The sequence below is a fragment of the Slackia sp. CM382 genome (genome assembly GCF_000293015.1).
Classification (GTDB): Bacteria; Actinomycetota; Coriobacteriia; order Coriobacteriales; family Eggerthellaceae; genus Slackia; species Slackia exigua.
The window spans coordinates 99,646-125,820 of the sequence record NZ_ALNO01000016.1; the positions used below are offsets into that span (position 1 = coordinate 99,646).

Here is a 26,175-nt window from a genome sequence, read left to right on the forward strand (position 1 = left end):
GGCGCCCGCGCATCGAATCGACTCTTGAAGGCCCGCCTGGTGCGGGCCTTTCATCGTATGAACGAAGGAGGACGCATGTCCCGCTTCCAACGCATCTGCCTCGTGCACTATCACGAGCTCGGGCTGAAGGGCCATAATCGCTCGACGTTCGAGCGGCGGCTCGTCCATAACATCGAGGGCCTGCTCGACGGCGAGCCTGTCGAGCGCGTCATACGCATCTCCGGCCGCATCCTGGTCATGCTCTCCGAGGGAGCGTCGCTCGAGGCGGGCGAGCGTATGGTGGATACGCTGTGCAAGGTGCCGGGTGTTGCTCGAGTGAGCTGCGGATATGTATGCGAACGCGATCTCGATGCCATCTTCGAGGCATCGCGGGACGCGCTTGCCGAGGTCCCTTCGTTCACGACGTGGAAGGTCGTAGGGCGGCGCAACCATACCGATTTCCCTATCGATTCGATGGAGATCGCGCGCCGCGTCGGCGAATATCTATGCGGGGAATTTCCCGATAAGAAGGTGCGCATGAAAGACCCCGACGTCGAGGTGCACGTCGAAGTCGTGCAAGGGCATGCCTACGCGTATGCGCTTTCCATTCCCGGCGTGGGCGGCCTGCCTATCGGGACGGCGGGAAAGGTCGTCTGCCTGCTGTCGTCGGGCATCGACTCCCCTGTGGCGCTCTGGCGGATGGCACGCCGGGGAGCCACCTGCGTCGCCGTTCACTTCTCGGGCCGCCCCCAGACCCAGGCGACCTCCGAGTTCATCGTGGACGACATCGCGCATACGATCGAAGGCTTCGGAGGCATCGCGCGCATGTACGTGGTTCCGTTCGGCGATTATCAGCGGACCATCGCCGGCACGGTGCCGCAACGTCTGCGCATCATCGTCTATCGGCGCCTCATGATGCGCGTCGCAGCGGCCATTGCGCGACGAGAGGGTGCAAAAGCACTGGTCACGGGTGAAAGCCTCGGTCAGGTGGCGTCGCAGACGCTCGACAACCTCGCCGCGACGGGCTCCGCGGTCGACATGCAGGTCTTCCGTCCCCTTATCGGCAGCGACAAGCTCGAGATCATCGCAGACGCCCAGAAGCTCGGTACCTTCGACCTTTCGAGCACGCCCGCGCCCGACTGCTGCACGCTCTTCATGCCGCGCAGCCCCGAGACGCATGCGAAGATCGCCGACGTGCTGGCCGCCGAGGCCGAGCTGCCGATCGATTCCTGGGTCGACGAGATCCTGGGCAAGGCGGAGCTTCACGAGTATCGCAGTCCCTCGTCGTACGCCAAGCTCCGCAGGAACGCGTCGATTGCTTCCGATGCCGCGGGCGAGCAGGATGAGCCGCGCATGCAGTAAGAATCGGATGCGCACGCGGCCGGGTTCGGTCTGGCATACGGGAGGAACCGATTGTCCGTCCGAGAAGGATCCGGTTGGATCCGCGCAAGGCTCGGCTGCAAGAATGCACGGCGAGGTGATCGCATGGCATTCAATGATTCCGCCGAGAAGCTGCTCGTCAAAGCCCATCTATCCCATGTTCCGCGCCCTGCGCTCATAGGTGCGGCGGTTCTGCTCGCGTTGACGCTTTCCTTTGCTTTGCGTTCGGCCTACGGCGCCGCCGTCCCGTCGTTCACGTTCGAGGACGCGTCCGCGCAGGAGGCTGGATCGGGAGATGCGTCCGATAGCGAAGGGCGCGACGAGGATCGCGAAGGCGGCGCCTCGGTTCCGAAGGAGGGCGGCGCATCTTCGGATGCCGCGAACGCTGCGCCGGCGCCATCCGCGACGGATGCGGCCGAGACGTCTTCGGACGCACGCGTTCACGTGCACGTGGCAGGCGCCGTCGTCGATCCCGGCATGTACGAGCTTCCCGCATCGGCGCGCGTGAACGATGCCATCGCCGCCGCCTCGGGCTTTTCCGACGATGCGATCCAGGATTCCGTGAATCTCGCGAGCGCTCTGACGGACGGCCAGCAGGTCCGGGTTCTCGCTCAGGGCGAGGCGCAGGCGAATCCGTCTGCGGCATCGGCATCCGGCGCCGATGCCGTACCGTCCGCTTCGTCGCAATCGGGTCCCGTGAACATCAACACCGCCGACGAGGCGGCGCTCGATCGGATTCCGGGCGTCGGCCCTGCGACGGCTCGGGCAATCGTGGAGGAACGCGAGAAGAACGGCCCGTTCTCTTCAGTCGACGACATCACGCGCGTCGAAGGGATAGGGAAGAAGAAGCTCGAACGCATGCGTGATTCCCTATGCGTGTAGCCGGCGTCTCGGCGGATGCGATCGATTGGCTGCGCGACGGATGGACGGCCGGCGGATCCCGCATCGACGGGCGGACGGATGAAGAATCGGCGGCGGATTCGACCACGGCTGTGCGCCCTAGCATCCCGCCTGCGCTCTGGGTCGCGCTCTGCGCCTGGGTCGTCCTCGCGGCGTGGGCATGGTGGACGGCCGACCATGCATCTGCCGACGTGGACGCCCTCGCCGAAGCCTATGGCGGAACGTGTCGGCTCGTCGCGTTGCAGGACGGGGCATCGAACGATTTCGGCGCGCACTGCATCATGCGCCTTGAGGGCGAGGACGGCCGCGGCGTCAAGGTGCGCGTTCTGTATGACGGGGATATCCGCGTCCTCGCGCACGATCGCATCGAAGCGCACCTCTCGTTTTCCGAAATTCCTGACCATCAGAGGTCGCGTTTCGGAATAGAAGGCGTATTCGTCCAGGCCAAGGCATCCGACGTGAGCGTCCTTGAACGAACGGGCGTGCCCGGGATCCTTCTTTCGCTGCGCGCCTGGGCGCAAAAGGAGCTGGAATGCGTGGGCGGGGAAGGATCGGCGCTGCTTTCTGCCGTCGTGCTCGGCGATCGGACCAGGCTCGATGCATGCGGCGCATACGAGGACATGAAGGCCGTGGGCCTTGCGCATCTGGTTGCGGTATCCGGCGCGCATCTTGCCGTGGTTTCGGCGCTCGTGTCCCGCATCGCCCTCCGATGCGGCGTTTCGCGCCGCGGCATGCCGATTCTCATAGCGCTCTTCATCGTCGCGTACGCGTTGTGCACGGGCATGCAGCCGAGCGTCGTGCGCGCCGGACTCATGGCGATCGTCGGATGCAGCTCCGTTTGGGTCCGCAGGCGTCCGTCATCCCTCTCGTCGCTCGCCGCGGCGATCTGCATCATGCTGGCGGCGGACGCCTACGGCGCGACGTCGCTGTCCCTCTATCTTTCCGCGGCAAGCACGCTCGGCATCATCGTTCTCATGCCGCTCGCGTCCTCGTGGATCGATACGGTGTTTCAGGGGCGGTTCAAAGGCGCATCCGATGCCATCGCCCTCACGGCATGCGCGAACGTCCTCGTGATGCCGGCGAACGCATCGCTGTTCCATCGCGCGCCGCTGATCTCCCCGCTCTCGAACGTCGTTGCGGCCCCCGTCTTCGCTTTCCTGGTCGTAGGCGGAATGGCATCGCTTGCGGTCGATGCCGTCTTTCCTCGTCTCGGGCATATGATGCTGCATGCCCTCTCGTATGCGGCGGAGCTGTTCGTTTCCGGCATGCGCGTGCTTTCGCACCTGCCGTACGCGAGCGTGTTCTGCTCGGTTCCTCTCGGCGTTTCGGCCGCGGCGAGCATCGGCGCGTTCTGCGCGCTCTGGACGCTTTGGCCTCTCCCGACTCGGAGGAATGCATGCATATGCGGCGGCATCGCGCTTGCCTGCTGCCTTCTCGTCCTCGTGCCCGGTCGGTTCGCAGGGGATCGCATCGTCGCGCTCGACGTAGGGCAGGGCGATGCGATCCTCGTGCAGAGCGAGGGAAGCGCGTTGCTCGTCGATACGGGAAACCAGGATTCCCTCCTTGCGGCATCGTTGGGGCGTGCCGGGGTTTCCCATCTGGACGCGCTTGTCATCACGCATCATGACGACGATCATTGCGGGTCGCTTCCAATGCTCTCGTCGGTCTTGGCACGCGGCGAGGTGTATCTGGCCGAAGATACGTTCACGCAGCGCGACGATAAGAACAAGGCGCTTATAGAATCGGCGCGCGGCATCGTCGGCTCCCGGGGCGTCAAGGGGGTGGAGCCGGGCGATGTCCTGCGCGTCGGTCGGTTCCGATGCACGGTCGTCGGTCCGCAGGAATTCACGGATGGCGGAGGCAACGCCGACAGCGTCTGCATGCTCGTCGAATACGATGCCGAGGGGGACGGCACATGCGAAGCGAGCGCGCTTCTGACCGGCGATGCCGAGGCTCCTCAGATAGAAGGACTGATCGATCGGGGATTGGTTGGGGATATCGATGTGCTGAAAGTCGGCCATCATGGGAGCCGCGCCGGTACGACGGAAGAGCTCTGTCGCGAGCTGAAACCTGAATACGCGCTTATCAGCGTCGGGGCGCGCAATCGATACGGACATCCGACGCGCGAGGCGCTCGAGGCGCTCGCGTCGATCGGATGCGAAGTCTGGCGCACCGACGAGGACGGGGACGTCTCATGCAGGTTCACGCGCGATGGCATCGAAGCGTCGGGCATGCGATAGACTTGTGCGCATGGCTGAACTGCTTCCTGCATATCTCATCGTCGGCGAGGACGAACTCAAGCGCGAACGCGTTCTGGAACGTCTCCAGGCGAACGTCGCCGCGCGCGGCGACATAGACTTCAACCTCGACGTCTTCGAATCTACGGCCGAAGGCGCAGACGTCATCGCGGCGTGCAACACCCTTCCGTTCGCGAGCAGCGTCCGCCTCGTGCTCGTGCGCGGCGTGGATGCCATGAAGAAGCAGTCGGTCTCCGCTCTCGTCGAGTATCTGGGAAACCCGTCGCCGTCGACGGTCCTGGCCCTCGTAGGCGCGAAGATTCCCAAGAGCGCCGCGCTCTACAAGGCCGCTTCCAAGCTGGGGAAGAGCGCGGTCATCGATTGCGCCCCCCTGAAGAGGCGCGAGCTTCCTTCCCGCGTGCGGGATATGGCCGCGACGCACGGAATCGCCATCTCCCTCGCAGCGGCGACGCGTCTCGTCGAGCTTGTGGGGGAGAATACCGTCGCCCTCGATGCCGAGCTGCATAAAATCGCCCTTGCGCATCCTTCCAAGGCCCCGATCGGCGCATCTGCGATCGAGGCGCTCGTCGCCCATACGTCCAAGACCAAATATTGGGATTTCGTGGACGCTTTCGCCTCGCGCGATCTGCCCCGATGCCTCGCCCTCTATGCGCATCTCGACGATTCGCCTATCATCATGCTCGCGCGGTGCGTCGCGCGCCTGCGCGAACTGATCATGTGGCGTGCGCTTGCGGCACGAGGCGGATCGTTGCCGAACGATCTTGTGCAGCGTCTCGGCGTGCCGGCGTGGAAGCTCAAGAACCATGCCTCGTGGACGCGCCTGTGGACCGCCGAAGAACTGAAAGAAGCGCTTATCGCCGCCCGTGATGCCGATAGGGCCATGAAGTCGGGCGCCGACCAGGACGATGCGTTCCTCGACTGGGTGGAATCCTCGATCGTCGGATCGTAAGGCATTCGATACGGGCGAGGATGAACGCTCTTTGCGCGTGAAACGTGAAAAAAGCCCCGCGAACGCGGGGCTTTTCAGGTATCGAGCATATCTTCCATGCGGTTCGGCGTGCGTCGAACCGAGCTTTCAATGAAAGCGCGCGAGGAATTAGTCGTTGGCTGCGGCGCGATCGGCGTCGGTGACGATCGTGTTCGCCAGCTTCATGACGCCGCTCTTGCGGTTGGCGGCCTGGTTCTTGTGAATGATGCCCTTGCTGGCGGCCTTGTCGAGCAGGCGGCATGCATGCAGCGCGGTCTTGTATGCGGCAACGCCGTCCTTGGCCTCGACGGCTTCGCGCGCGGCGCGCACGGCGGTCTTGAGCTCGGACTTGACGGCCTTGTTGCGCATACGAGCCTTCTCGTTGGTCAGGATACGCTTTTTCTGACTTTTGATATTCGCCACAGTTCATTCCTCCGATATATGAATAGTACAATCTCTCAGCGAAAACCTAGCGATTCTACCATAGGGGAAGATGCTTTGCTATGGTAGGTGCGCCGATATTCGCGATTCACTACATCGACACCATCGGACACGCGCATGCTGATTCCGCTGCGGCCGAAGCCCGAGGGCGGGCGCCCGCCGCGCATAGACGGAGGATACCATGAATTTCAACACGGTCGAATTCAAGGCGTCGTACGCCACGCCTGATCAAATTCCCTTATCGCTTCGCCCCGAGATCGTCTTCGCCGGGCGTTCGAACGTGGGGAAATCGTCGCTTCTCAACCGTCTGTTCAATCGCAAGAGGCTTGCGAAGGTATCCCAGACGCCGGGCAAGACGGCCGCGGTCAACTTCTTCACCGCCGAAGACGCCGACTTCGTCGATCTGCCGGGCTACGGCTTCGCGAAGGTCTCGAAGGCCGAGATCGCACGTTGGCGCCGTCTCATGAGCGCCTATTTCGAATCCGACCGTCGTTTCGCGCTCGTGGTCTCGCTCGTCGACATACGTCACCCGGCCACCGCGCTCGATGTCCAGATGATCGAATTCCTCATCCGTTACGACCTGCCGTTCGTCATCGTGCTCACGAAGGCCGACAAGCTCAGCCGCAGCAAGGCCTTCTCCGCCGTGTCCGCCCTTCGCCGCCAGCTCGGTCTCGGCGCCGACATCCCCGTCATCGCGTGCTCGTCGGAGAAGGGCACGGGCATCGATGCCCTCAAGGCGCTCATGCAGGACTCCGTGCATGACGAGAAGGCTTCGCGGCGGCTCTGACCGCGTATAATCCTCACGTCCGCTTCGATGCGTCCACGACCGCCCCTATCCCAGAAACGCGAGCATCAATGCCTACGAATCCCGATCGCATCCGCAACTTCAGCATCATCGCCCATATCGACCACGGCAAGTCGACGCTGTCCGATCGCATCCTCGAACTCACCGGCACCGTCGCCAAGCGCGACATGACCGCGCAGCTGCTCGACAGCATGGAGATCGAGCGCGAGCGCGGCATCACGATCAAGAGCCAGGCCGTGCGCGTGGATTACGAGGCCGACGACGGCAACGTCTACCAGCTCAATCTCATCGACACGCCGGGGCATGTCGACTTCACCTACGAGGTGAGCCGCAGCCTGGCCGCATGCGAAGGCGCGGTGCTCGTCGTGGATGCCACCCAGGGCGTCGAGGCCCAGACGGTCGCGAACGCCATGATGGCCATGAACGCCGAGCTCGAGATCATCCCCCTCATCAACAAGATCGATCTTCCCTCGGCCGAGCCCGAGCGCGTGAAAGCCGAGATCGAAGACGGTCTGGCCATTCCGGCCGACGAGGCCGTCCTCGCGAGCGGAAAGACCGGAGAAGGCGTCCATGACCTGCTGGAGTCCGTGGTCGCATCCATCCCCGCGCCGACGGGCGATGCCGAGGCGCCTCTGCGCGCGCTCATCTTCGATTCGTATTTCGATGCCTACCGCGGCGTCGTCGCGCTCATCCGCGTCGTGGACGGCGCCATCGCGAAGGGCGATCGCGTGCGCCTGATGGCCAACGGGCTCGATTTCTTGGTCGAGGACATCGGCGTGCGCCGTCCGACCGAGGTTTCCATGTCGGGGCTTTCCTCAGGTGAGGTGGGTTTTCTGGTCACAGGCCTCAAGGATGTCTCGCAGGTGCGCGTCGGCGACACGGTGACGCTCGCATCCCGCCCGGCGGCAGATGCCCTGCCGGGATACCGCGAGGCCAAGCCCATGGTCTATACCGGTCTGTTCCCGATCGACAGCGACCAGTACGAGCCCCTCAAAGAGGCGCTCGAGAAGCTCGCCCTGAACGATCCCGCGCTCATCTGGGAGCCCGAGACCAGCCACGCGCTCGGCTTCGGCTTCCGCGTCGGGTTCCTCGGGCTGCTCCATATGGAAGTCATCAAGGAGCGCCTCGAGCGTGAGTTCGGGCTCGACCTCATCGCCACGGCTCCCTCCGTGGAATACCGCGTCTACAAGACGAACGGCACGATGGAAAGCCTGCACTCCCCGCAGGACATGCCCGATCCTTCCGAGATCGAGCGCGTGGAAGAACCCTACCTGAACGCGACGATCATGGTGCCGCCCGATTACGTCGGCGCCGTCATGGACCTCACGGTCGACCATCGAGGCACCTTCAAGACCATGGAATACCTCTCTCAGACCACGGTCCAGATGACCTGGGAGATTCCTTCATCCGAGCTCATCATGGACTTCTTCGACACGCTCAAGAGCCGCACGAAAGGCTATGCGAGCCTGGATTACGAATACGCCGGATACAAGTCGGGGGCGCTGCAGAAGCTCGACATCCTCTTGTCCGGCAAGCCGATCGACGCTCTGTCGTTCATCGTCCATAAGGACAAAGCCTACGACCGCGGGCGCGTGCTCTGCGAGAAGCTGAAGGACATCATCCCGCGCCAGCTCTTCGAGGTGCCGATCCAGGCCGCCGTCGGAGGCCGCATCCTCGCCCGCCAGACGGTCCGCGCGAAACGCAAAGACGTGCTGGCGAAGTGCTACGGCGGCGACATCTCGCGCAAGCGCAAGCTGCTCGAGAAGCAGAAGGCGGGCAAGAAGCGCATGAAGGCCATCGGCAACGTCGAGGTCCCGCAGGAAGCGTTCATGGCGATCCTGAAGGTCGACGAATGATCGAACACGATCCGTATCGGGCGCTCTACATCCATATACCGTTCTGCGCGCATCGCTGCGCGTACTGCGATTTCGCGACGTCAGCCGTGCCGGGCGACGCTGCCGAGGTGGGGGAATACATCGAGCGCCTCATCCTCGACATCCGGCGCGCATCGAAGGCGGGCGACCTCGCTTCCATCGAGACGGTCTACATCGGCGGCGGCACGCCGAGCCATGTCGGCTCGAAGCACCTGTCGAACCTGCTCTATACGCTGGGCGTGTCCATGAACCTGACGACCGAGGTCGAATGCTCGATGGAAGCGAATCCCGAGAGCCTGACGCCCGAGCTCGTGCGCGATATCTACGCGCTCGGCGTGAACCGCCTGTCCATCGGCGTGCAGAGCTTCGACGACGGCATCCTGCGCACCGTCGACCGCGTCCATGACGGCCAGGCGGCCCGCGCGGCCGTCGCCATGGCGCGCGAACGGTTCGACAACGTGTCGATCGACCTCATGTGCGGCATCCCCGGCCAGACGCCCGATATGTTCCTGTCCGATGTTTCCGAGGCCGTGCGCCTGGGCGTGGCGCACGTAAGCGTCTATCCGCTTTCCATAGAGGAAGGCACGCCCTTCGACCGACTCGTCGAAGAGGGCCGCATGCGCGATGCGAACCAGGATGAAGAGGCCCTCATGATGGGCATGGCGCCCAACGTGCTCGAGCCTGCGGGCTTCCATCGCTACGAGGTCGCGAGCTACGCGCGCGACGGGTTCGAATGCCGGCACAACAAGGCCTACTGGACAGGCGTGCCGTATCTCGGACTGGGGGTGTCCGCCGTCACGATGGACCAGGACGCCTCGCATCGCGTGCGCGTGCAGGACGGCGCCGTCGTGGACGAGCTCGACCGTCGCCAGATGGTCGTGGAGGATCTGATGATGCGCATGCGCATGGCCCAGGGCGTGTCGGAAGAAGAGCTGCGCGCCGCCGCGCTCCTGGTGCCGCGTGCGCTCGAGGTGTTCCATTCCCTCGTGCGCGACAGGCTCGTACGCAAGGAAGAAGGACGATACAGGCCGACCCTCGGCGGGTGGCTGTTAGGAAACGAAGTCTATGGACGAATCTACGAGCTCGCACCTTGACGCCTGCGCGGCGAGATCCGCGCGCTTGCATCCCGGCCTGCGGTTTCTCTTCGAAGGACGCACGCCTGCGCTCCTTGCGCCCATGGCGGGCGTCAATGACATCGTGTTTCGCCGGCTTTGCCTCGAGCAAGGCTGCGATCTCACATATACCGAGATGATCTCGTCCAAGGCGCTTTCCTTCGCCAACGAGAAGACGCGTCATCTGCTCGATCTCGCGGAAGGGGAGCGCCGCGTCGCCATACAGCTTTTCGGCCATGAGCCTGAGGTCATGGCGCGCGAGGCGGCCTGGGTGGAAGACGAGCTCGGAGACGCGCTCGCGCTCATCGACATCAATATGGGATGTCCGGCGCATAAGATCGTCAAGAAGGGCGACGGTTCCGCCCTCATGCGCGATCCGGACCTGGCCGCCTCGATCGTCCGCGATGTCGCCTGCGCCGTATCGTGCCCGGTCACCGTCAAATTCCGTCGCGGATTCGGCGCCGAGGAGGAAACGGCGGTCGATTTCGGCCTGCGCATGGAAGACGCCGGGGCGGCCGCCGTCACCGTGCACGGGCGCACGGCGGCCCAGATGTATCGCGGTCCTTCGGAGTGGGAATGCGTCTCGCGCGTCAAAGCGGCCCTGTCCGTTCCCGTCATCGGCAACGGCGACATCGTCTCCGGCGCCTCGGCGGCGGATATGGTCCGGGCGACCGGCTGCGACGGCGTGATGATCGCCCGCGGCGCCCAAGGCAATCCCTGGATCTTCGCGGACGTCCGACGGGTGCTCGACGGGATGCCGCCCGCGCCCGATCCGACGCGGCAGGATCGCGTCGAGATGGCGCGCAGGCACATTCACCTGCTCTCGTCCCGGCTCGGCAACACGGTCGTGTACATGCGCAAGCACGTGATGTGGTATCTCCATGGCGTGCCGGGCGCGTCGCGCGCGCGGGCCGCTTTGAACGCCTGCGTCACCGTGGACGACTTCGACCGCGTGCTCGACGAGCTGCTCGCCGATGCCGCGCGCATCGAGGAAGAAGACCGGGCGTATCGCGACGTCTGAGGAGAGGCCGGCCCCCTCGGGGCCGAACGGCCGGTTCGCGCGGCTTTTCGAGCATGACGTGGCGCATCGGTGTCGGAACCGTAACTTTTGATGCTCTCTTTAGCACTTACGGCATTCGGCTGCTAGAATCACCCATGCACGCATGGGCCGGCATCGGCGCCATGCGCGGATGTATCATCGGACGCCGTACGGAGCAAGGGGGGTGCAGGCATGCTGTCGAGCAGAAGGCAGAGGGTTCTCGAAGCCCTGATAGAGGAATACGTCGCGTATGCCCAGCCCGTCGGCTCGCGCACGCTTGTCGACCGCTACGAGCTGGGGGTTTCTCCTGCAACGGTCAGAAACGAGCTTTCGGTCCTCGAAGGCGAGGGGTATCTCCGCTCCCCCCACACCTCTTCCGGGCGGATCCCGACCGACATCGGCTATCGCGCCCTCGTGGACGACCTTCTCAAGCGCGAATACGGCGAAGAGGCGCTTTTGCCTGTCTTCGACGAGCTTCGGCATGCGGCCGCCGAGGCCGACGGCCTTATGGACAAAGTGTCCGAGGCTTTGTCTCATCTGACCGATTCGCTGTCCGTCGTGCTCGCGCCGTCCGTGATCGGTGCCCGCGTCAAGCAGGTGTCGCTCGTGTCGATGTCGGCCCGCTGCGCGCTCGTCGTCGTGGTGACCGACGACGGGCAGGTCTTCAACCGTTCGGTCGATTTCGCTTCCGACGTGGACGCGGGCGACCTTGCCGCCGTGCAGAACGCCATCAACGCCGCCATTGCGGGGCGGTCGGTCGTCGATATGAAGGCATCGGCCCCGACGGGGTCGGGCGTGCTTTCGGAGGCGCTCGGCCGGACGATCCTCGACGAGATCGTCGTCTGCCTCCATCAAGAGGATTCCGCGCGCCTGCATAGCCTGGGGCTGTCGTCCCTTTTGCGCAAGCCCGAGTTCAGCCGGACGAGCTTCGCCCTGCCGCTTCTCCAGGTGCTCGAGGACGACACCGTCCTCATGAGGCTGTTCGACCGTTCCGACGCGCTCGATGACGTGAGCGTTTCGATCGGGTCGGAAAACGGGGACGAAGCGTTCTCGGGCGTCTCGGTCGTCGCCGCGCCGTACGGGTCGGGCCCCTCGCAGGGCATCGTCGCCGTCATCGGGCCGACGCGCATGAATTATTCGAATGTGATCAAGGCCGTTCGCTCCGCGAAGCGCGCCCTGCAAGATCTGTAGAAAGGTATGCCTGACATGGCAAAAGACCTGTACGAGGTGCTCGGTGTCTCCAAGGGGGCCACCGACGACGAGATCAAGAAGGCGTTTCGTCGCAAGGCGCGCACGCTGCATCCCGACGTCAACAAGGCACCCAATGCGGAAGAGCAGTTCAAAGAGCTGAACGAGGCATACGACGTGTTATCCGACGCGCAGAAGCGCGCCCAGTACGACCGCTTCGGCACCATTCCGGGCGCTTCGGGCACGGGCGGTTATGGCACGGTCGATTTCGACGACATGTTCGGCGGCTTCGGCATGGGCGATATCTTCTCGACCTTTTTCGGAGGCGCTGCGGGAGGACGCACGACGACGCGCCGCGAGGGACGCGACATGGGCGTCGGCCTGCGCCTGACGCTCGAGGAGGTCGCGACGGGCGTCAAGAAGGAGATCGTCTACGACCGCCTTGCGCCCTGCGATGCCTGCGGCGGCACGGGCCGTCCCGAGGGTTCGCACGAGGTCGACTGCCCCGACTGCCACGGCCGCGGGCGCGTGACCACGGTCCAGCGCACCTTCCTCGGCGACATGCGCACGGAAACGACCTGCGGACGCTGCGGCGGCACGGGCCGCATCATCGACAATCCCTGCGAGGAATGCGGCGGCCAGGGACGCGTGCCCGACCGCCAGCACGTGAGCGTCGAGGTTCCTGCGGGGATCCGCGAAGGGCAGCAGCTGCGTGTGAGCGGGTTCGGCGAGGCCGGCATCCGCGGCGCTGCGGCGGGCGACCTTATCGTGACCTGCCGCATCCAGCCGCACGAGTTCTTCGAGCGCGACGGCGACAACCTGCATGCGCGCATCAACGCAAGCTTCATCCAGGCCATACTCGGGGCCGATGTCGAGATATCGGGCATCTTCGAAGGCGAGAAGGTCAAGGTCCGCATTCCCGAAGGATGCCAGAACGATCAGGTCATCCGCGTGAAGAGCGCCGGCATGCCGCGCCTGAACAGCGATATGCGCGGCGATCTGTATGCGCACGTTTCGGTCACCATTCCCAAGAAGGTGACGCGCAAACAGCGCGAGATGCTCGAGTCGGTGGCCCAGGAGTTCGGCGAAGACGTCGCCGCCCCGCGTACGCCGCTGCAGAAGCTGCGCGATGCATTCAACTGACGCGTTCGAGGCTGGCCTGCGCTTTTCGATCGTCAACCTGGGGTGCAAGGTCAACCGTGTCGAAAGCGACGAGGTCGCGTCCATGCTCCTTGGCTCGGGCGGCATCGAAGCCGATCCGTCTTCGGCCGATCTCATCGTCGTGAACACCTGCACGGTGACGGGCGAGGCCGAGAAAAAGACCCGCAAGGCCGTGCGCCATGCCCTACGGGCATCCGACGACGCCCGCGTCGTCGTGACCGGGTGCGCATCCGCGATCGATCCGGCAACGTACGAAGCCATGGGCGAACGCGTCGATGTCGTGCCGAGGCTTTCCCTGCATGACTATCTCACAGGCATCGGCGCGCATGGCGCGCAAGGCGATCGCGAGCCCGCTTCATGCGCCGCGAAAGCCGACCGGTCCTTCGCGCTTTCCGATGCCGCGGCGGCGCGCGTCGGAGGATCGTTTTCGACGCGCGTTCCCGTCAAGATCCAGGATGGCTGCGACAACGCCTGCACGTTCTGCATCGTGCATGTCGCGCGCGGGAGGTCCCGTTCCCGCGACGCCGCGGCCGTCGAGCGCGAGGTCTCGGCGCTCGGGGCGGCGGGCGTGCGCGAGATCGTGCTTTCAGGCATCAACCTCGGTCGGTACCGATGCGGCGATGCGGGGCTCGCAACGCTCGCCGAGCGCCTGCTCTCATGCGCGCCCGAAACGCGTCTGCGCATCTCGTCCATCGAACCTCAGAGCGTGGATGACGCGCTGATCGAGGTGATGGCGACGTCGGGCGGCCGCGTGTGCCGCCATCTCCACCTTCCGCTCCAGTCGGGGTCGACGCGGATCCTTCGCCAGATGGCGCGGCCGTATTCGGCGCAGCGCTTCGCGGGCCTCGTCGACCGCCTGCGCGCGCGGATTCCCGGTATCGCGCTTTCCACCGACGTCATCGTGGGGTTTCCCGGGGAAACCGATGCGGATTTCGCGTCGACCTGCGATGTTGTGCGCACGTGCGGATTCTCGAAGCTGCATGTGTTCAGATACTCCCCGCGACGCGGCACGCCGGCTGCCGCACGCGGAGACCAGGTGCCGTCGGCAGTCAAGATCGAGCGCGCGCACATGCTCGAGGCGCTGGGCGCCGAGCTGCGCGCTCAGGATCGGGCCTCGCGCGCAGGGACCGTGGAGCTCGCGCTGGTCGAGTCCCACGCGCGCGCGACGACGGAAAGCTATTACGGCGTGCCGGCGCCTGAAGGCGCGAATGCGGGGGATTTGGTCGAGGTCTTGATGTAGCATCGGCATAGGGCGCCGAACGCCCGCGCATGAGGGAAGGAGCGTACGCCATGATCGAGGACAAGGCCGCATCCGACGGGTCTTCGCATCCGATGCAGCGGCCGCGCAGCGACGCCGATGCTGCCGGGGCGACCGGCGCATCGCTTAAGGCGGGAAACTCCCTTGCGCGCTCGTTCTACCATGCGGCGCAGGGGGTCCGTGCGGCATCGCGCGAGCGCAACTTCCGCATCGACGTCGCCGTCGCGGTATGCGCGCTCGTTGCAGCCGCGCTTCTGCGCGTCGATGCGCAGGGGTGGGCCGCCATCGTCGTGTGCATCGGCGTCGTGCTCTCGTTCGAAACCATGAACACGGCGCTCGAAGCCGCCGTCGATCTTGCTTCGCCCGAAATCCATCCCCTCGCGAAGGCGGCCAAGGACTGCGCGGCGGGCGCCGCCCTCATCGCCGCGTGCATGTCGGTCGTCGTGGGGCTCATCGTGTTCGGAACGGCTTTGGCCAGGCTCGTCGGGTAGCATGCCGTCCGTCCGCGCCGGCGCCTTCGACGCGGCGCGGCTGCTTTCGGATAGAGAGAAGGTATCCATGAACATCATCGTCGATGTGCGGCACGGCGCCGACCTCGTTTCAACCGTGGACGTCGAGGGTCTTGCGGCCTACGTCCTCAGCCGGGAAGGCCTGCCCGAGCGCACCGAGGCGAGCATCGCCTTCGTCTCCGACGACGAGATCCAGCGTTTGAATGCGGAGTTCCGCGGCATCGATCGCCCGACCGACGTCCTGTCGTTCGAGTGCGACGGCATGGACGATGCGTTCGACGAGGGCGACGTCTTCGAGGGATCGGGCATGCCGGACGAAGAGACGTTCCTGCTCGGCGACGTCATCATCGCGACGGATGTCGCCCGCGCGCAGACCGAACGGTTCGGCACCACGCCTCAAGAGGAGCTTTGCGTCCTGCTCGTGCATGGTTTGCTGCATCTGTGCGGCTGGGACCATGTGCACAGCGACGAGGAGGCGGAAGAGATGGAGGCGCGTGAACGGGAACTGCTCGCCGGTTTCGGCATGCCGGGGATTCGGTAGACCGAACCGTAGGGCCGCGGGTTCGAATCGCGGTATGGACCGGCCGATCGGCGGGCGGGGCGCCCCGCCCGCGGTCGCGGGTGCCGATGCGCCTGCCTGTCGCTTCGGCGATCGCCGAGGGCCGCGTATGCGACGGTGCATACATACCGGCTCCATACGGGAGGAAATCCCTTGCGCCTGCATCGTCTTGTGTTGTATACTGCCAAATCGCGCCTTCAGGCACACCGTATGCGTATCGCAGCGAAATATAGAAGGATTTGAACATGGATATCATCCGCGCACTTGAACAGCAGCAGATCAACCAAGACGTCACCCCGTTCAATGTGGGCGATACGGTCAAGGTCCATTATCGCATCACCGAGGGCAACCGCGAACGCATCCAGGTCTTCCAGGGCACCGTCATCCGCCGCGCCGGAGCGTCCAACCGCGAGACCTTCACGGTCCGCAAGATCAGCTTCAGCGTGGGCGTCGAGCGCACCTTCCCGGTGCATTCCCCCAAGATCGACAAGATCGAAGTCACGCGCCAAGGCGCCGTTCGCCGCGCTAAGCTGTACTACCTCCGCAACAAGGTCGGCAAGGCCGCCAAGGTCAAGGAGAAGGCGTTCCACTAGGATTCGCATAGAGCTGCTTTTCTTAAGACCGCTTCGGCGGTCTTTTTCATAGGGGACGAGACGGGAGGGCCTGCATGCAGACGGTCGCAGAGATACGCAGCGCATTGCAGGCCGCCGATGCGCGGCAGTTCGATGCGCTCGTCCGTGCGCTTGCCGCCGACGAGCGCAAAGGGGTTCGCCAGGCTCTAGAGGTCGCCCGTCGCAGGATAGCCGGCGAGGCTGCCGAAGAGGCGCGCATCCGCTCCCTCTACGATTTCCAGCGCGAGCTTGCGCACGGAGGCGTCGCCGTCGGGCTCGACGAGGTCGGCAGAGGTCCTCTGGCGGGTCCGCTCGCCGTCGGCGCCGTCGTCCTTCCCGACGAGCCCCGCATCGAAGGCATCGATGACTCGAAGAAGCTCACGCCTTCCGCGCGCGAGGAGCTTTCCGCCGTCATCCGCGCCACCGCCGTCGCATGGGACGTCGAATTCATCGGTCCGCACGATATCGACGAGCTCGGCATATCCGCCTGCCTCAGGGCGGCGTTCTCGCGTGCGGTCGCGGCCATCGAATGCGCAGGGGTGCGCATCGACGTGATCCTGCTCGACGGCAACCCGCTCCATATCGACGATCGCGAGGTGAACGTCGTGAAAGGCGATGCGCGGTGCGCGGCCGTCTCATGCGCATCCATCATCGCGAAGGTCGAACGCGACGCCTATATGCGATCGCAGGCCGCCGCGTATCCGGCGTACGGCTTCGAGGAGAACAAGGGATACGGTTCGGCGCAGCACATCGAAGCCATCAAGAAGCATGGTCTGACGCCTTTGCATCGCGCGTCGTTCTGCCGTGCATGGACGCAGGACTCGTTGTTCGGATAGCGTTCGAGCGCAAGGTTTTCGGCAGGTTCCCGGGACAAGCGGGCATGGCGCCCGATGGATTCGACCGCGCGCCGGTTAAACTCCTGCAAGCGGGCCGCCTGCGTTTCCGCAGAGGCTTCGCAAGGCGGTCCTGATAGCCTGCCCTTCCATTCGCGAGGAGAGGAAGGGCACGGCATGTCTGAAGAACGCATCAAGGAAGGCTCGCTCAAGGCGGGCCCGAAGGAGCTCGGGCGCAGGGGAGAGCAGGCGGCGTGCGCGCTTCTCATCCATAAGGGATACGAAATCCTCGAGCGGAACTGGACGTGTCCCGCGGGCGAGGCCGACATCATCGCGCTCGACGGTCCTTGCTTGGTCTTCATCGAGGTGAAGACGCGTTCGGGAGTGAAGCGCGGCATGCCGTCGGAAGCCGTCACCCCCAAGAAGCGGGCGCGATACGAGAAGATCGCAGCCTATTATCTCGATGAATACGTGGGCGATACCTTCCATGTCCGCTTCGACGTGATGAGCCTTCTGGTCACGGGGAAGGGTCGAGCGCTCGTCAGGCATTACGTCAATGCTTTCGGCGAGGGGTCCCTATGTTGAACCGCTGCGCCGTTTCTTCCGCCTTCATCGTCGGAGTCGAAGCGGTCGCGGTGTCGGTTGAGGTCTCCATTACGAACGGGCTTCCGGGCACGTCGGTCGTCGGCATGCCCGATGCCGCCGTGCGCGAATCGATGGAGCGCGTTCGCTCCGCCGTCAAGGCATGCGGGTTTTCCATGCCTGCCGAGAAGATCGTCGTGAACCTCGCTCCGGCATCGCTTCGGAAGAACGGGGCGGGATTCGACCTTCCGATAGCGTGCGCGCTGCTTGCGGCTTCGAAGCAGATCCCTCGCACGCTCATCGACGGCGCCCTCATGGTCGGGGAGCTTTCTTTGGACGGGAGAGTGCGTCCGGTGCGAGGCACGCTTCCCTTCGCGCTCGCCGCGCGCGACGCGGGTCTGCGCCTCGTCGTCTCCTCCGACGCTCCGGACGGCGTTGCGCTCGACGGCGTGATCCAGGAGGGTATCGCGTCTCTCGGCAGGCTTCGCTTATCCAACCTGGACGTTCTTTCGTGCAAAGGAGGAGGAAGCATCGAAGACGAGGTCGATTTCGCTTCCATCCGAGGGCAGGAAGCGGCGAAGCGAGCTCTTCAGATCGCCGCCGCCGGCGGGCACGGCGTTCTGCTCATGGGGCCTCCAGGGTCGGGAAAGACGATGCTCGCCCGCGCCTTCGCATCCATCCTTCCTCCGCTTTCGCAGGATGAGATGACGGGCGCCGCATGCGTGCATTCCGCGGCGGGCGAGCCGGTCGACGCGATCCTGTCCGGCAGGCGGCCCTTCCGCCGTCCTCACCATAGCGCGACGACGGCGGGTCTCATCGGCGGAGGAAGACCCATACGGCCTGGAGAGATATCCCTCGCTCACGAAGGGGTTCTGTTTTTGGACGAGATATCCGAGTTCAAGCCCGCCGTGCTTCAAGCGCTCAGGCAGCCGCTCGAAAGCGGTGCGGTGACGCTCGTGCGCGCGTCGGGCGGCTGCAGGCTTCCCGCATCGTTCAGCCTCATCGCCGCGTCGAACCCTTGCCCATGCGGCTATTACGGGGATCCCGAGCATCCGTGCACGTGCTCGCAGGGCGCCGTCCTCGCATACCAGTCGCGTATCGGGGGACCGTTGCTCGACCGTATAGACATGCATGTCGATGTCTGGCGCGTCGACCCGAAGAGAATCCTTTCTCGCGAAGGACCGGGAGTTTCATCTGCCGAGCTGAGGGAAGGCGTGCGTGCCGCCCGCGCGTTCGCCGCGCGCCGCGCACGGGTCTTCGGAGACGCGCCGCGCCCTCGAAGCATCCAAGAGGCGCTTTCCGCCTGCCGCCTTGACGAGGAATGCGAAAAGACGGTCGAGGCGGCTGCGCGGATGAACCTCATGTCGGGCAGATCGATCCTGCGGATGCTTTCGGTCGCACGGACGATCGCCGATCTGGGCGAATCGGACGACGTGTCCTCAGACCATGTGTTCGAGGCCATGGGATACCGAGTCAGGAAGGAGGCCGGCCGATGAGCGCGCCGCACGATGGCGTGCGCGGCCCTCGGTTCGAGATCTCCCTGGATTCCGAAGACTATCCCGAGGCCTTGCGCAACGTGCGCAATCCTCCGGGCGTCCTGTACGTGATGGGGGATCCTGCGGCGCTCTCCGAAGGCCTCGCCGTGGTCGGCGCGCGCAGGGCAACGGCCTACGGGAGACGTGCGGCATCGCTTTTCGCAGGCATGGCGGCGAAGAGGGGAGTGCCTGTGGTGTCGGGCGGCGCGCGCGGATGCGATTCGTGCGGCCATGCGGCCTGCCTCGATGCGGGAGGAACGACCGTGGCATTTCTCGGCGGCGGAATCGCCCGGCCGTATCCGGCCGATAACGTGCCGCTGTTCCAGAGGATAGTCGATGAGGGAGGGGCGCTCGCCTCCGAGCATCCTTGGGACTATCCTCCCGTGCCCCATGCCTTTCGGGCGCGCAATCGGCTGATCGCGGGATTGTCGCGTGCGACGCTCATCGTCGAGGCGGGGCTTCCGAGCGGAACGTTCTCGACTGCGGATGAAGCCCTTGCGGTCGGACGCGAGGTTCTGGTCGTTCCCGGTTCCATCTTCTCGCCATCGTCCAAGGGATCGAACCGTCTTCTGTCGCAGGGAGCGATGCCTGTCGTCGACGAGGAATCCTTCGGCGACGTCCTCTCGCGCGTGTTTCCCGAAGCATGCGGCGCTTCTTCGAGCCTTGAAGCTCAGGGCGAAACCGTAGACGATCTCGGCGCCCGCGCGCAGCTTTCTTTCGCGGAAGGGCTCCTGCTCGACGAGATCGTCGCGAATCCGCTGCGTCTCGACGAGGTGATGGCGCTTCCTTCCCAGACGGGATCCTCGCTTGCGGAATCCATGGCGCGCATGGGCCGTCTTGAGACGATGGGGCTCATCGAACGTTATCCCGATGGTCGTTTCGGCGCGAGGTGAGGGCACGGACGGACGGGCGGCGACCGTATGGTATCCTCGGCCGCATGAAGACGGTAGACATCATAGGCGCCGGCCTTGCGGGAACCGAAGCGGCGCTCCAGCTTGCCGACAGAGGCGTGCGCGTTCGGCTCTTCGAGATGCGCCCTGCGGTAGGCACTCCTGTGCACACGGGAGCCGGGTGCGCCGAGCTCGTATGCTCGAATTCGTTCAAGAGCATGAAGCCCGAAAGCGCGGCAGGCATGCTGAAACACGAGCTTTCGCTGCTGGGAAGCCGGCTCTATGCGTGTGCGCTCGCCTCGAAGGTCGATGCCGGAGGCGCTCTTGCGGTCGATCGGGAGGCGTTCTCCCGCCGCGCGACGCAGCACGTCGACGCCCATCCGAACATCGAGCGCATCGTCGGGGAGGTGCGCGAACCCGACTACGAACGCGCACCCGATGCCGTCATCATCGCGTCCGGCCCGCTGACCTCCGATGCCCTTGCGCAATGGATCTCGGGCATCGCAGGCGCCGACAACCTTGCGTTCTTCGATGCCGCCGCGCCTATCGTGGCCGCCGACTCGCTCGACGAATCCATCCTCTTCCGTCAGTCGCGCTACGAGAAGGACGTGCCCGGCGACTACCTGAACGCGCCGTTCTCGCGCGATTCCTACGAGGCGTTCATCGACGCGCTCGTGTCTGCGCAGCGCGTCATCATGAAGGAATTCGAGACGAAGGATCTGTTCCAGGCCTGCCAGCCTATCGAAGAGATCGCGCGCAAGGGCGTTGACGCTCCCCGCTTCGGACCGTTGAAGCCGGTAGGCCTCGCCGATCCTGCAACGGGCAGGAGGCCGTGGGCCGCCGTGCAGCTGCGCGCGGAGAACGCGGAGAAGAGCGCCTACAACCTCGTCGGATTCCAGACCAACCTGACGTTTTCCGAGCAGCGGCGCGTCTTTTGCATGATCCCGGGCTTGGAGCATGCGGAGTTCTCGCGTTTCGGCGTCATGCATCGCAACACCTTCGTGTCGGCGCCCGGACTGCTCGATCGCAATCTGCGGCTCATGCGCGGCCTGCCTTCGCCTACGTTCATCGCAGGTCAGCTTGCTGGGACGGAGGGGTATTGCGAAGCCATCATGTCGGGCGTCCATGTCGCGCTTTCCGTCTTCGCCCTCATCGAGGGGCGCGCGATGCCCTCGATCCCTTCCGCGTCGTCGTTCGGCGCGCTCCTGCGCTACGCGACCGATCCGTCCACGATCGATTATCAGCCGATGCATGTGAATTTCGGCATCATGCCGCCGTTGCCGGAGAGGGTCGGGAACAAGCGTCTGCGCTATGCCGCCTATGCCGCCCGCGGGGCTGCGGCGTTCGAATCCTACGTCGTGGAGCTGAAGGCGGCCGGTCTGCTATGAGCCCCGACGCGGCCGTTCGGATCGACGAAGCCTATCTCGATGCGCTCGATTCATACTGCGTCGAATGTGCGTCCGTGCGCGGGGATTCCGTGCATACGGTTCGTGGATACCGCAATGATCTGCTGGACTTCGGACGCTGGGCGGCACGGCACGGCATCGTTCCCCTCGACGTGACGTATCGTCAGATCAGATCGTATCTCGGCGAACAGAACCAGGCGGGCTACGCGCGTCGGACCATCAATCGGAGGCTGTCTTCTCTGCGCGGCTTCTTTCGCTGGCTCAATGTGACCGGGCGCGTTTCGGGCGATCCCGTGGGCGTTGTGAGCGGACCCAAGCTGTCGAAGGGGCTTCCCCGTTTCATACCCGCGTCCGACATGGCACGGATTCTGAATGTGCATCATTCGTCGTCCGAACCTGAAGGCATGCGGAACCAGGCGATCCTTGAATTCCTGTATGCATCGGGCGCCCGTATTTCTGAGGCGTCCGGTCTGCTGGCGAGCGACGTCGACTTTTCTTCCCGCCAGGTTCGCGTCATGGGGAAGGGGTCTAAAGAGCGCATCGTTCCCCTGCATGACCTCGCGGTATCGTCTATGAGGACCTATGCGGAGCACGCGCGTCCGCAGCTTCTGGGCGGCGGATCGTGCCCGTGCTTCTTCGTGTCGTCGCGGGGGCGCGCGATGTCGACCGACGCGCTGCGCAAGATGTTCAAGCGCACGCTTGCCTCGGCCGGCGTCGACGGAACATACACGCCCCATGACATGAGGCACACGTTCGCGACCGACCTGCTCGACGGGGGAGCCGACCTCAGGAGCGTCCAGGAAATGCTCGGGCATGCGAGCCTGTCGACGACGCAGATCTACACGCATGTCTCTTCCGAGCGCCTGCGAAGCGTCCATCACGCGGCGCATCCCCGGGGCTGACATTCTTCCTCTAGCCGCATGCCCGCTTCTTTGCTACAATACGAACAAACGTTCGTATTGGCTGGCATCGCCTAACCTTCTGGGGACAGCCGCATTCAGAAGGAGGCATCCCCATCATGTCGAATGCAACAAGTCGCCCGCCGTTTCACGCTTCGCCTCGCGTCATCGACCATCTTCGCGTCATTCGCCGCGAAGATCTCGTGTCCGCTTCCGCCGCGGCCGTCCGACGCTCGTCGGGCCGGCGGTTGGAAATGGGGATGCGTAGAGGCAGGGAGGAGGCCCGCCTTCGTTCTTTCATCGATCGAAGCGCCGATACGATTCCCGCGCCTCCGGATGCGATGTCGTTCGTCGCGGTTCCTCGCCTTGCGGCATCGGGAAATGAAGACACGCTGTTCCTCGAGCGCTCGTTCGCGCTCGTCCCTGTGCGGCATGCGGTTCTTGCCCGTCGAATCCTCTGGCTCGGTTCAGGGGTCGAAACCTCGGAAACCCTTGCCGTCGCGCGGTCGAGGCTTTTCAGGCTCGGCCTTCCTCAGACGCTCGATAACGACGAAGGCATGCGCGAACGTTCCTCGTGGAACCAGGTTCTATCGGCACCCGTCGCGTTCTCGCCCGAAGACGACTTCGATCTGCGCCTGCGTTTCTTCGCAAGCCTTATCGCCTGGTCCGTGCGAAAAGACGTGCACGATGAGGATATCCGGGACGCCGCAGCCGCGTCGAAATCCGCGAGCGTGCGGTTTCCTGTCGGCGATTCCGAAGGGGGCCGCGCAATGCGGGCAGGGAAGGGCCTCCCATCTTTCCAGACTCGCGATGCGAGGGTTCAGCTCGGGGTTTTGCAGCATATCCTCGATCGAAGGGCGTATCGCCGAATCGCATGGACGCTCGAGGAAGGCCTGTAGGTATCTTCGGCAGGGCATCCGAGGGATGGAATCTCTGCAGCGAGAGCACGCTCGCTCTGCGGTCGGCGGGCGTTCGGGGCTATCATGCAACGTTGCGCACGAAGTATTCGGAAGAGAGTAGGAACAGATTCGGAATGGCACGTGATTCCATCATCATCCGCGGAGCCCGCGAGCATAATCTGAAGAACGTCGATGTCGCCATTCCACGCGATAAGCTGGTCGTCATCACGGGCCTTTCGGGCAGCGGCAAGTCGAGCCTCGCGTTCGACACCATCTACGCAGAGGGGCAGCGCCGATACGTCGAAAGCCTCTCGGCATACGCGCGCCAATTCCTCGGCCAGATGGACAAGCCCGACCTCGACAGCATCGACGGCCTTTCGCCGGCGGTCGCCATCGATCAGAAGACCACGTCCAAGAACCCGCGCTCCACGGTCGGCACCACGACGGAAATCTACGACTATCTCAGGCTCCTGTACGCCCGCATCGGCACGCCCCACTGCCCCGAATGCGGGCGCGAGATCAAGAAGCGCACCACCGATCAGGTGACGGACGAGATCCTCGCCCTCGGAGAAGGGAAGCGCGCGCTCATCCTCGCCCCCGTCGTGGTCGGGCGGAAAGGAGAGCATGCCAAGATCATCGAGGACCTTCGGAAAGAGGGCTTCTCGCGCCTTCGCATCGATGGCGAGGTCGTGCGCCTCGAGGGCGAGCTTCCCAGGCTCGATAAAAAGCTGAAGCACACGATCGACGTCGTGGTCGACAGGGTCGTGCTCAAGAAGTCCGCGACGGGCCGCATCGCTGAGTCGGTCGAAGTGGCGACGAGGCTTTCTGAAGGGCGCGTGGTCGCGCACGTCATCGACGAGGAGAGCATGCCGGACGATGCGGCGATCCAGGCGCCGAGGAAGGGTTCGGGCTTTTCCGCAGCCATTCCCGGCGATCATTTCTTCTCGCTCGCCCTTGCCTGCCCTGAGCACGGTCATTCCATGGACGAGCTTCAGCCGAGGGATTTCAGCTTCAACGCGCCGTACGGCGCCTGTCCCGACTGCGCCGGCCTCGGTTCGCGCGAGGAAGTCGATCCTTCGCTCCTCATTCCCGATGCGTCGCTTTCCCTCGAGGAAGGATGCATCGCCCCCTTCGCTTCGGGCAACTACTATCCGCAGGTATTGCGAGCGGTGTGCATCCATCTCGGACAACGTCCCGATACGCCGTGGGAGGATCTGCCCGCCAAGGTCCAGAAGGCGCTTCTGTTCGGCCTTCCGAACGACAAGGTGCGCGTCGACTATCGCACCGTCGACGGACGCGATACCTATTGGTTCATCGACTGGCATGGCGCCTGCGCGGCGGTCGAAGAGCGCTTCAAGGATGCGAAATCCGACGGGCAGCGCGACAAGTACGGAAGATACTTCGCCACCATTCCGTGCGCGACCTGCGGCGGCAAGAGGCTTCGCCCGGAAATCCTCGCAGTGACCGTCGGAGGCGAAAGCATCGATGCGCTCTGCGCCATGAGCGCCAAGGATCTGCTCGGGTTCTTCGAGGGGCTTGCGCTGACCGATCGCCAGCTGGTCATCGCCGCCGCGATCGTCAAGGAAATCAAAGCGCGCCTCAAGTTCCTCGTCGATGTGGGGCTCGACTACCTGACGCTCGAGCGCGGCACAGCCACGCTTTCCGGCGGCGAAGCGCAGCGCATCAGGCTCGCCACCCAGATCGGAGCCGGCCTCATGGGCGTCTTGTATATCCTGGACGAACCCTCCATCGGACTTCATCAGCGCGATAACGACCGTCTTATCGCCACGCTCGAGCGCCTGCGCGACCTCGGCAACACCGTCATCGTGGTGGAGCACGACGAGGATACGATCCGCGCCGCCGACTACGTCATCGATATGGGTCCGGGTGCGGGCGAACACGGAGGCTATCTTGTGGCCGAGGGCACGCCCGATCGGATCGCCGCTGTCGAGGGGAGCATGACGGGCGATTACCTGAGCGGCCGTCGCGTCATCGCGGTCCCCGCAGAGCGCAGGCGTCCGCGCCGGGGATCCATCAAGCTCACCGGCGCTTCCGAGAACAATCTTAAAGATGTCGATCTCAAGATAGATCTCGGCACGTTCACCGTTGTGACCGGCGTTTCGGGCAGTGGGAAAAGCTCGCTTATCACCGATACGCTTGCGCCGGCGCTCTCGAACCGCCTCAATCGTTCCCACCTGCGTACGGGCGCGTTCAAAAAGCTTACAGGCTATCAGGCGCTGGATAAGATCATCGACATCGATCAGAGCCCCATCGGCCGCACGCCGCGTTCGAATCCTGCCACCTACATCGGACTGTGGGACGATATCCGCGCGCTGTACGCATCGACGCCCGAATCGAAGGCGCGCGGCTATGCGCCGGGCCGCTTCAGTTTCAACGTGAGCGGTGGCCGCTGCGAAGCGTGCAAAGGCGATGGCCAGATCAAGATAGAGATGCACTTCCTTCCCGACATCTATGTGCCGTGCGAGGTGTGCGGCGGCGCACGGTATAACCGAGAGACGCTGCAGGTCACGTATCGCGGGAAGAACGTATACGACGTGTTGGAGATGACGGTCGACGAAGCGCTCGGCTTCTTCAAGAACATTCCCGCCTTGGCGCGCAAGCTTCAGACGATGCACGACGTCGGTCTCGGCTATATCCGTCTCGGACAGCCTGCGACGACGCTTTCCGGCGGCGAGGCGCAGCGTGTGAAGCTCGCAAGCGAGCTTCAGCGCCGTCAGACGGGCAAGACCATCTACATCCTCGACGAACCGACGACCGGCCTCCATATGGAAGACGTGCGTCAGCTTCTCGAAGTATTGCAACGGCTCGTCGATTCAGGCAACACCGTGCTCGTCATCGAGCATAACCTCGACGTCATCAAGTCGGCGGACCGAATCGTCGATCTCGGCCCGGATGGGGGAGACCGCGGCGGCGCCATCGTCGCCGCGGGCACGCCCGAGGAGGTCGCCCAGGTTGCAGGAAGCCATACAGGTGCGTTTCTGAAAAGGATATTCGCGACGCAGGAAGCGTAGTCGAAACGAAGGGACGCGTGCGCGTTCGTGCCCTGCGGTATCCGAGCATGACGCAAAG

General features: G+C 64.5%; 23 protein-coding genes. 22 read left to right on the top strand and 1 reads right to left on the bottom strand.

Annotated features, from left to right (window positions below; translation table 11 throughout):
• Window positions 1–75: 75 nt before the first annotated feature.
• The 4 genes from thiI (at window position 76) to holA (ending at window position 5,466) form a co-directional block, all read left to right on the top strand.
• The gene (thiI, locus tag HMPREF1155_RS05725; protein ID WP_009078149.1) at window positions 76–1,341 is read left to right on the top strand and encodes a tRNA uracil 4-sulfurtransferase ThiI; all 1,266 of its coding nucleotides are present in this window, start codon (window positions 76–78) and stop codon (window positions 1,339–1,341) included.
• A 123-nt stretch (window positions 1,342–1,464) separates the two neighbouring features.
• On the top strand, window positions 1,465–2,241 hold the full coding sequence (locus HMPREF1155_RS05730; protein ID WP_009078671.1) for a ComEA family DNA-binding protein: 777 nt from the start codon (window positions 1,465–1,467) through the stop codon (window positions 2,239–2,241).
• The gene (locus HMPREF1155_RS05735; RefSeq protein WP_009078379.1) at window positions 2,232–4,499 is read left to right on the top strand and encodes a DNA internalization-related competence protein ComEC/Rec2; all 2,268 of its coding nucleotides are present in this window, start codon (window positions 2,232–2,234) and stop codon (window positions 4,497–4,499) included. The genes HMPREF1155_RS05730 and HMPREF1155_RS05735 overlap by 10 nt, the downstream gene beginning before the upstream one ends.
• A 10-nt stretch (window positions 4,500–4,509) precedes the next feature.
• Complete coding sequence (holA, locus tag HMPREF1155_RS05740) at window positions 4,510–5,466, top strand: DNA polymerase III subunit delta (protein WP_009078708.1); 957 nt, start codon at window positions 4,510–4,512, stop codon at window positions 5,464–5,466.
• Between the two features lie 147 nt (window positions 5,467–5,613).
• Here the strand turns inward: holA and rpsT are convergent, their stop codons facing one another.
• Window positions 5,614–5,907, bottom strand: a complete 294-nt coding sequence (gene rpsT, locus HMPREF1155_RS05745; RefSeq protein WP_006361525.1) for a 30S ribosomal protein S20 — start codon at window positions 5,905–5,907, stop codon at window positions 5,614–5,616.
• A 199-nt stretch (window positions 5,908–6,106) separates the two neighbouring features.
• On the opposite strand from rpsT, the gene yihA reads away from it, so the two are divergent.
• The 18 genes from yihA (at window position 6,107) to uvrA (ending at window position 26,117) form a co-directional block, all read left to right on the top strand.
• Window positions 6,107–6,712 carry a ribosome biogenesis GTP-binding protein YihA/YsxC gene (yihA, locus tag HMPREF1155_RS05750; protein ID WP_009078420.1) on the top strand — a complete coding sequence of 202 codons (606 nt, stop codon included), beginning with the start codon at window positions 6,107–6,109 and terminating at the stop codon, window positions 6,710–6,712.
• A 68-nt stretch (window positions 6,713–6,780) separates the two neighbouring features.
• Window positions 6,781–8,586: a translation elongation factor 4 gene (gene lepA / locus HMPREF1155_RS05755; protein WP_009078310.1), complete on the top strand. Its 1,806-nt coding sequence runs from the start codon at window positions 6,781–6,783 to the stop codon at window positions 8,584–8,586.
• Window positions 8,583–9,698: a radical SAM family heme chaperone HemW gene (hemW, locus tag HMPREF1155_RS05760; protein ID WP_009078165.1), complete on the top strand. Its 1,116-nt coding sequence runs from the start codon at window positions 8,583–8,585 to the stop codon at window positions 9,696–9,698. Before lepA ends, hemW begins: the two co-directional genes overlap by 4 nt.
• Window positions 9,670–10,737, top strand: coding sequence for a tRNA dihydrouridine synthase DusB (gene dusB / locus HMPREF1155_RS05765; RefSeq protein ID WP_009078632.1), 1,068 nt, complete (start codon window positions 9,670–9,672; stop codon window positions 10,735–10,737). Before hemW ends, dusB begins: the two co-directional genes overlap by 29 nt.
• A gap of 210 nt (window positions 10,738–10,947) precedes the next feature.
• The gene (gene hrcA / locus HMPREF1155_RS05770; RefSeq protein WP_009078218.1) at window positions 10,948–11,946 is read left to right on the top strand and encodes a heat-inducible transcriptional repressor HrcA; all 999 of its coding nucleotides are present in this window, start codon (window positions 10,948–10,950) and stop codon (window positions 11,944–11,946) included.
• A gap of 15 nt (window positions 11,947–11,961) precedes the next feature.
• Complete coding sequence (gene dnaJ, locus HMPREF1155_RS05775; RefSeq protein WP_009078439.1) at window positions 11,962–13,086, top strand: molecular chaperone DnaJ; 1,125 nt, start codon at window positions 11,962–11,964, stop codon at window positions 13,084–13,086.
• A complete protein-coding gene (mtaB, locus tag HMPREF1155_RS05780; RefSeq protein WP_009078493.1) occupies window positions 13,073–14,344 on the top strand; it encodes a tRNA (N(6)-L-threonylcarbamoyladenosine(37)-C(2))-methylthiotransferase MtaB in 1,272 nt (423 codons plus the stop codon). The genes dnaJ and mtaB overlap by 14 nt, the downstream gene beginning before the upstream one ends.
• A gap of 50 nt (window positions 14,345–14,394) precedes the next feature.
• Window positions 14,395–14,853 (top strand): diacylglycerol kinase family protein, encoded by a 459-nt coding sequence (locus tag HMPREF1155_RS05785; RefSeq protein WP_009078608.1) that lies wholly within the window; start codon window positions 14,395–14,397, stop codon window positions 14,851–14,853.
• Window position 14,854: 1 nt separating this feature from the next.
• Window positions 14,855–15,412, top strand: a complete 558-nt coding sequence (gene ybeY, locus HMPREF1155_RS05790) for an rRNA maturation RNase YbeY (protein WP_009078693.1) — start codon at window positions 14,855–14,857, stop codon at window positions 15,410–15,412.
• Window positions 15,413–15,675: 263 nt separating this feature from the next.
• Complete coding sequence (gene rplS, locus HMPREF1155_RS05795) at window positions 15,676–16,023, top strand: 50S ribosomal protein L19 (protein ID WP_006361514.1); 348 nt, start codon at window positions 15,676–15,678, stop codon at window positions 16,021–16,023.
• A 74-nt stretch (window positions 16,024–16,097) separates the two neighbouring features.
• The gene (locus HMPREF1155_RS05800; protein WP_009078241.1) at window positions 16,098–16,877 is read left to right on the top strand and encodes a ribonuclease HII; all 780 of its coding nucleotides are present in this window, start codon (window positions 16,098–16,100) and stop codon (window positions 16,875–16,877) included.
• A 174-nt stretch (window positions 16,878–17,051) separates the two neighbouring features.
• Window positions 17,052–17,459 (top strand): YraN family protein, encoded by a 408-nt coding sequence (locus HMPREF1155_RS05805; RefSeq protein WP_009078339.1) that lies wholly within the window; start codon window positions 17,052–17,054, stop codon window positions 17,457–17,459.
• Window positions 17,453–18,952 (top strand): YifB family Mg chelatase-like AAA ATPase, encoded by a 1,500-nt coding sequence (locus HMPREF1155_RS05810; protein ID WP_009078471.1) that lies wholly within the window; start codon window positions 17,453–17,455, stop codon window positions 18,950–18,952. Before HMPREF1155_RS05805 ends, HMPREF1155_RS05810 begins: the two co-directional genes overlap by 7 nt.
• Complete coding sequence (dprA, locus tag HMPREF1155_RS05815) at window positions 18,949–19,884, top strand: DNA-processing protein DprA (RefSeq protein WP_009078588.1); 936 nt, start codon at window positions 18,949–18,951, stop codon at window positions 19,882–19,884. The genes HMPREF1155_RS05810 and dprA overlap by 4 nt, the downstream gene beginning before the upstream one ends.
• A gap of 44 nt (window positions 19,885–19,928) precedes the next feature.
• Window positions 19,929–21,269 carry a methylenetetrahydrofolate--tRNA-(uracil(54)-C(5))-methyltransferase (FADH(2)-oxidizing) TrmFO gene (gene trmFO, locus HMPREF1155_RS05820; protein WP_009078281.1) on the top strand — a complete coding sequence of 447 codons (1,341 nt, stop codon included), beginning with the start codon at window positions 19,929–19,931 and terminating at the stop codon, window positions 21,267–21,269.
• Window positions 21,266–22,189: a tyrosine recombinase gene (locus HMPREF1155_RS05825; protein ID WP_009078381.1), complete on the top strand. Its 924-nt coding sequence runs from the start codon at window positions 21,266–21,268 to the stop codon at window positions 22,187–22,189. The genes trmFO and HMPREF1155_RS05825 overlap by 4 nt, the downstream gene beginning before the upstream one ends.
• A gap of 257 nt (window positions 22,190–22,446) precedes the next feature.
• Window positions 22,447–23,085, top strand: coding sequence for a hypothetical protein (locus HMPREF1155_RS05830; RefSeq protein ID WP_039993486.1), 639 nt, complete (start codon window positions 22,447–22,449; stop codon window positions 23,083–23,085).
• 134 nt (window positions 23,086–23,219) lie between these two features.
• Window positions 23,220–26,117 (top strand): excinuclease ABC subunit UvrA, encoded by a 2,898-nt coding sequence (uvrA, locus tag HMPREF1155_RS05835; RefSeq protein ID WP_009078668.1) that lies wholly within the window; start codon window positions 23,220–23,222, stop codon window positions 26,115–26,117.
• Window positions 26,118–26,175 lie beyond the last annotated feature (58 nt).

Coding starts and splice junctions, on each gene's coding strand:
- thiI (WP_009078149.1), top strand. CDS start 76: ATGTCCCGCTTCCAACGCATCTGCCTCGTGCACTATCACGAGCTCGGG.
- mtaB (WP_009078493.1), top strand. CDS start 13,073: ATGCATTCAACTGACGCGTTCGAGGCTGGCCTGCGCTTTTCGATCGTC.
- yihA (WP_009078420.1), top strand. CDS start 6,107: ATGAATTTCAACACGGTCGAATTCAAGGCGTCGTACGCCACGCCTGAT.
- dusB (WP_009078632.1), top strand. CDS start 9,670: ATGGACGAATCTACGAGCTCGCACCTTGACGCCTGCGCGGCGAGATCC.
- HMPREF1155_RS05735 (WP_009078379.1), top strand. CDS start 2,232: ATGCGTGTAGCCGGCGTCTCGGCGGATGCGATCGATTGGCTGCGCGAC.
- HMPREF1155_RS05825 (WP_009078381.1), top strand. CDS start 21,266: ATGAGCCCCGACGCGGCCGTTCGGATCGACGAAGCCTATCTCGATGCG.
- lepA (WP_009078310.1), top strand. CDS start 6,781: ATGCCTACGAATCCCGATCGCATCCGCAACTTCAGCATCATCGCCCAT.
- HMPREF1155_RS05805 (WP_009078339.1), top strand. CDS start 17,052: ATGTCTGAAGAACGCATCAAGGAAGGCTCGCTCAAGGCGGGCCCGAAG.
- hrcA (WP_009078218.1), top strand. CDS start 10,948: ATGCTGTCGAGCAGAAGGCAGAGGGTTCTCGAAGCCCTGATAGAGGAA.
- HMPREF1155_RS05730 (WP_009078671.1), top strand. CDS start 1,465: ATGGCATTCAATGATTCCGCCGAGAAGCTGCTCGTCAAAGCCCATCTA.
- HMPREF1155_RS05800 (WP_009078241.1), top strand. CDS start 16,098: ATGCAGACGGTCGCAGAGATACGCAGCGCATTGCAGGCCGCCGATGCG.
- HMPREF1155_RS05810 (WP_009078471.1), top strand. CDS start 17,453: ATGTTGAACCGCTGCGCCGTTTCTTCCGCCTTCATCGTCGGAGTCGAA.
- holA (WP_009078708.1), top strand. CDS start 4,510: ATGGCTGAACTGCTTCCTGCATATCTCATCGTCGGCGAGGACGAACTC.
- HMPREF1155_RS05785 (WP_009078608.1), top strand. CDS start 14,395: ATGATCGAGGACAAGGCCGCATCCGACGGGTCTTCGCATCCGATGCAG.
- trmFO (WP_009078281.1), top strand. CDS start 19,929: ATGAAGACGGTAGACATCATAGGCGCCGGCCTTGCGGGAACCGAAGCG.
- hemW (WP_009078165.1), top strand. CDS start 8,583: ATGATCGAACACGATCCGTATCGGGCGCTCTACATCCATATACCGTTC.
- dprA (WP_009078588.1), top strand. CDS start 18,949: ATGAGCGCGCCGCACGATGGCGTGCGCGGCCCTCGGTTCGAGATCTCC.
- dnaJ (WP_009078439.1), top strand. CDS start 11,962: ATGGCAAAAGACCTGTACGAGGTGCTCGGTGTCTCCAAGGGGGCCACC.
- uvrA (WP_009078668.1), top strand. CDS start 23,220: ATGGCACGTGATTCCATCATCATCCGCGGAGCCCGCGAGCATAATCTG.
- HMPREF1155_RS05830 (WP_039993486.1), top strand. CDS start 22,447: ATGCGTAGAGGCAGGGAGGAGGCCCGCCTTCGTTCTTTCATCGATCGA.
- rplS (WP_006361514.1), top strand. CDS start 15,676: ATGGATATCATCCGCGCACTTGAACAGCAGCAGATCAACCAAGACGTC.
- ybeY (WP_009078693.1), top strand. CDS start 14,855: ATGCCGTCCGTCCGCGCCGGCGCCTTCGACGCGGCGCGGCTGCTTTCG.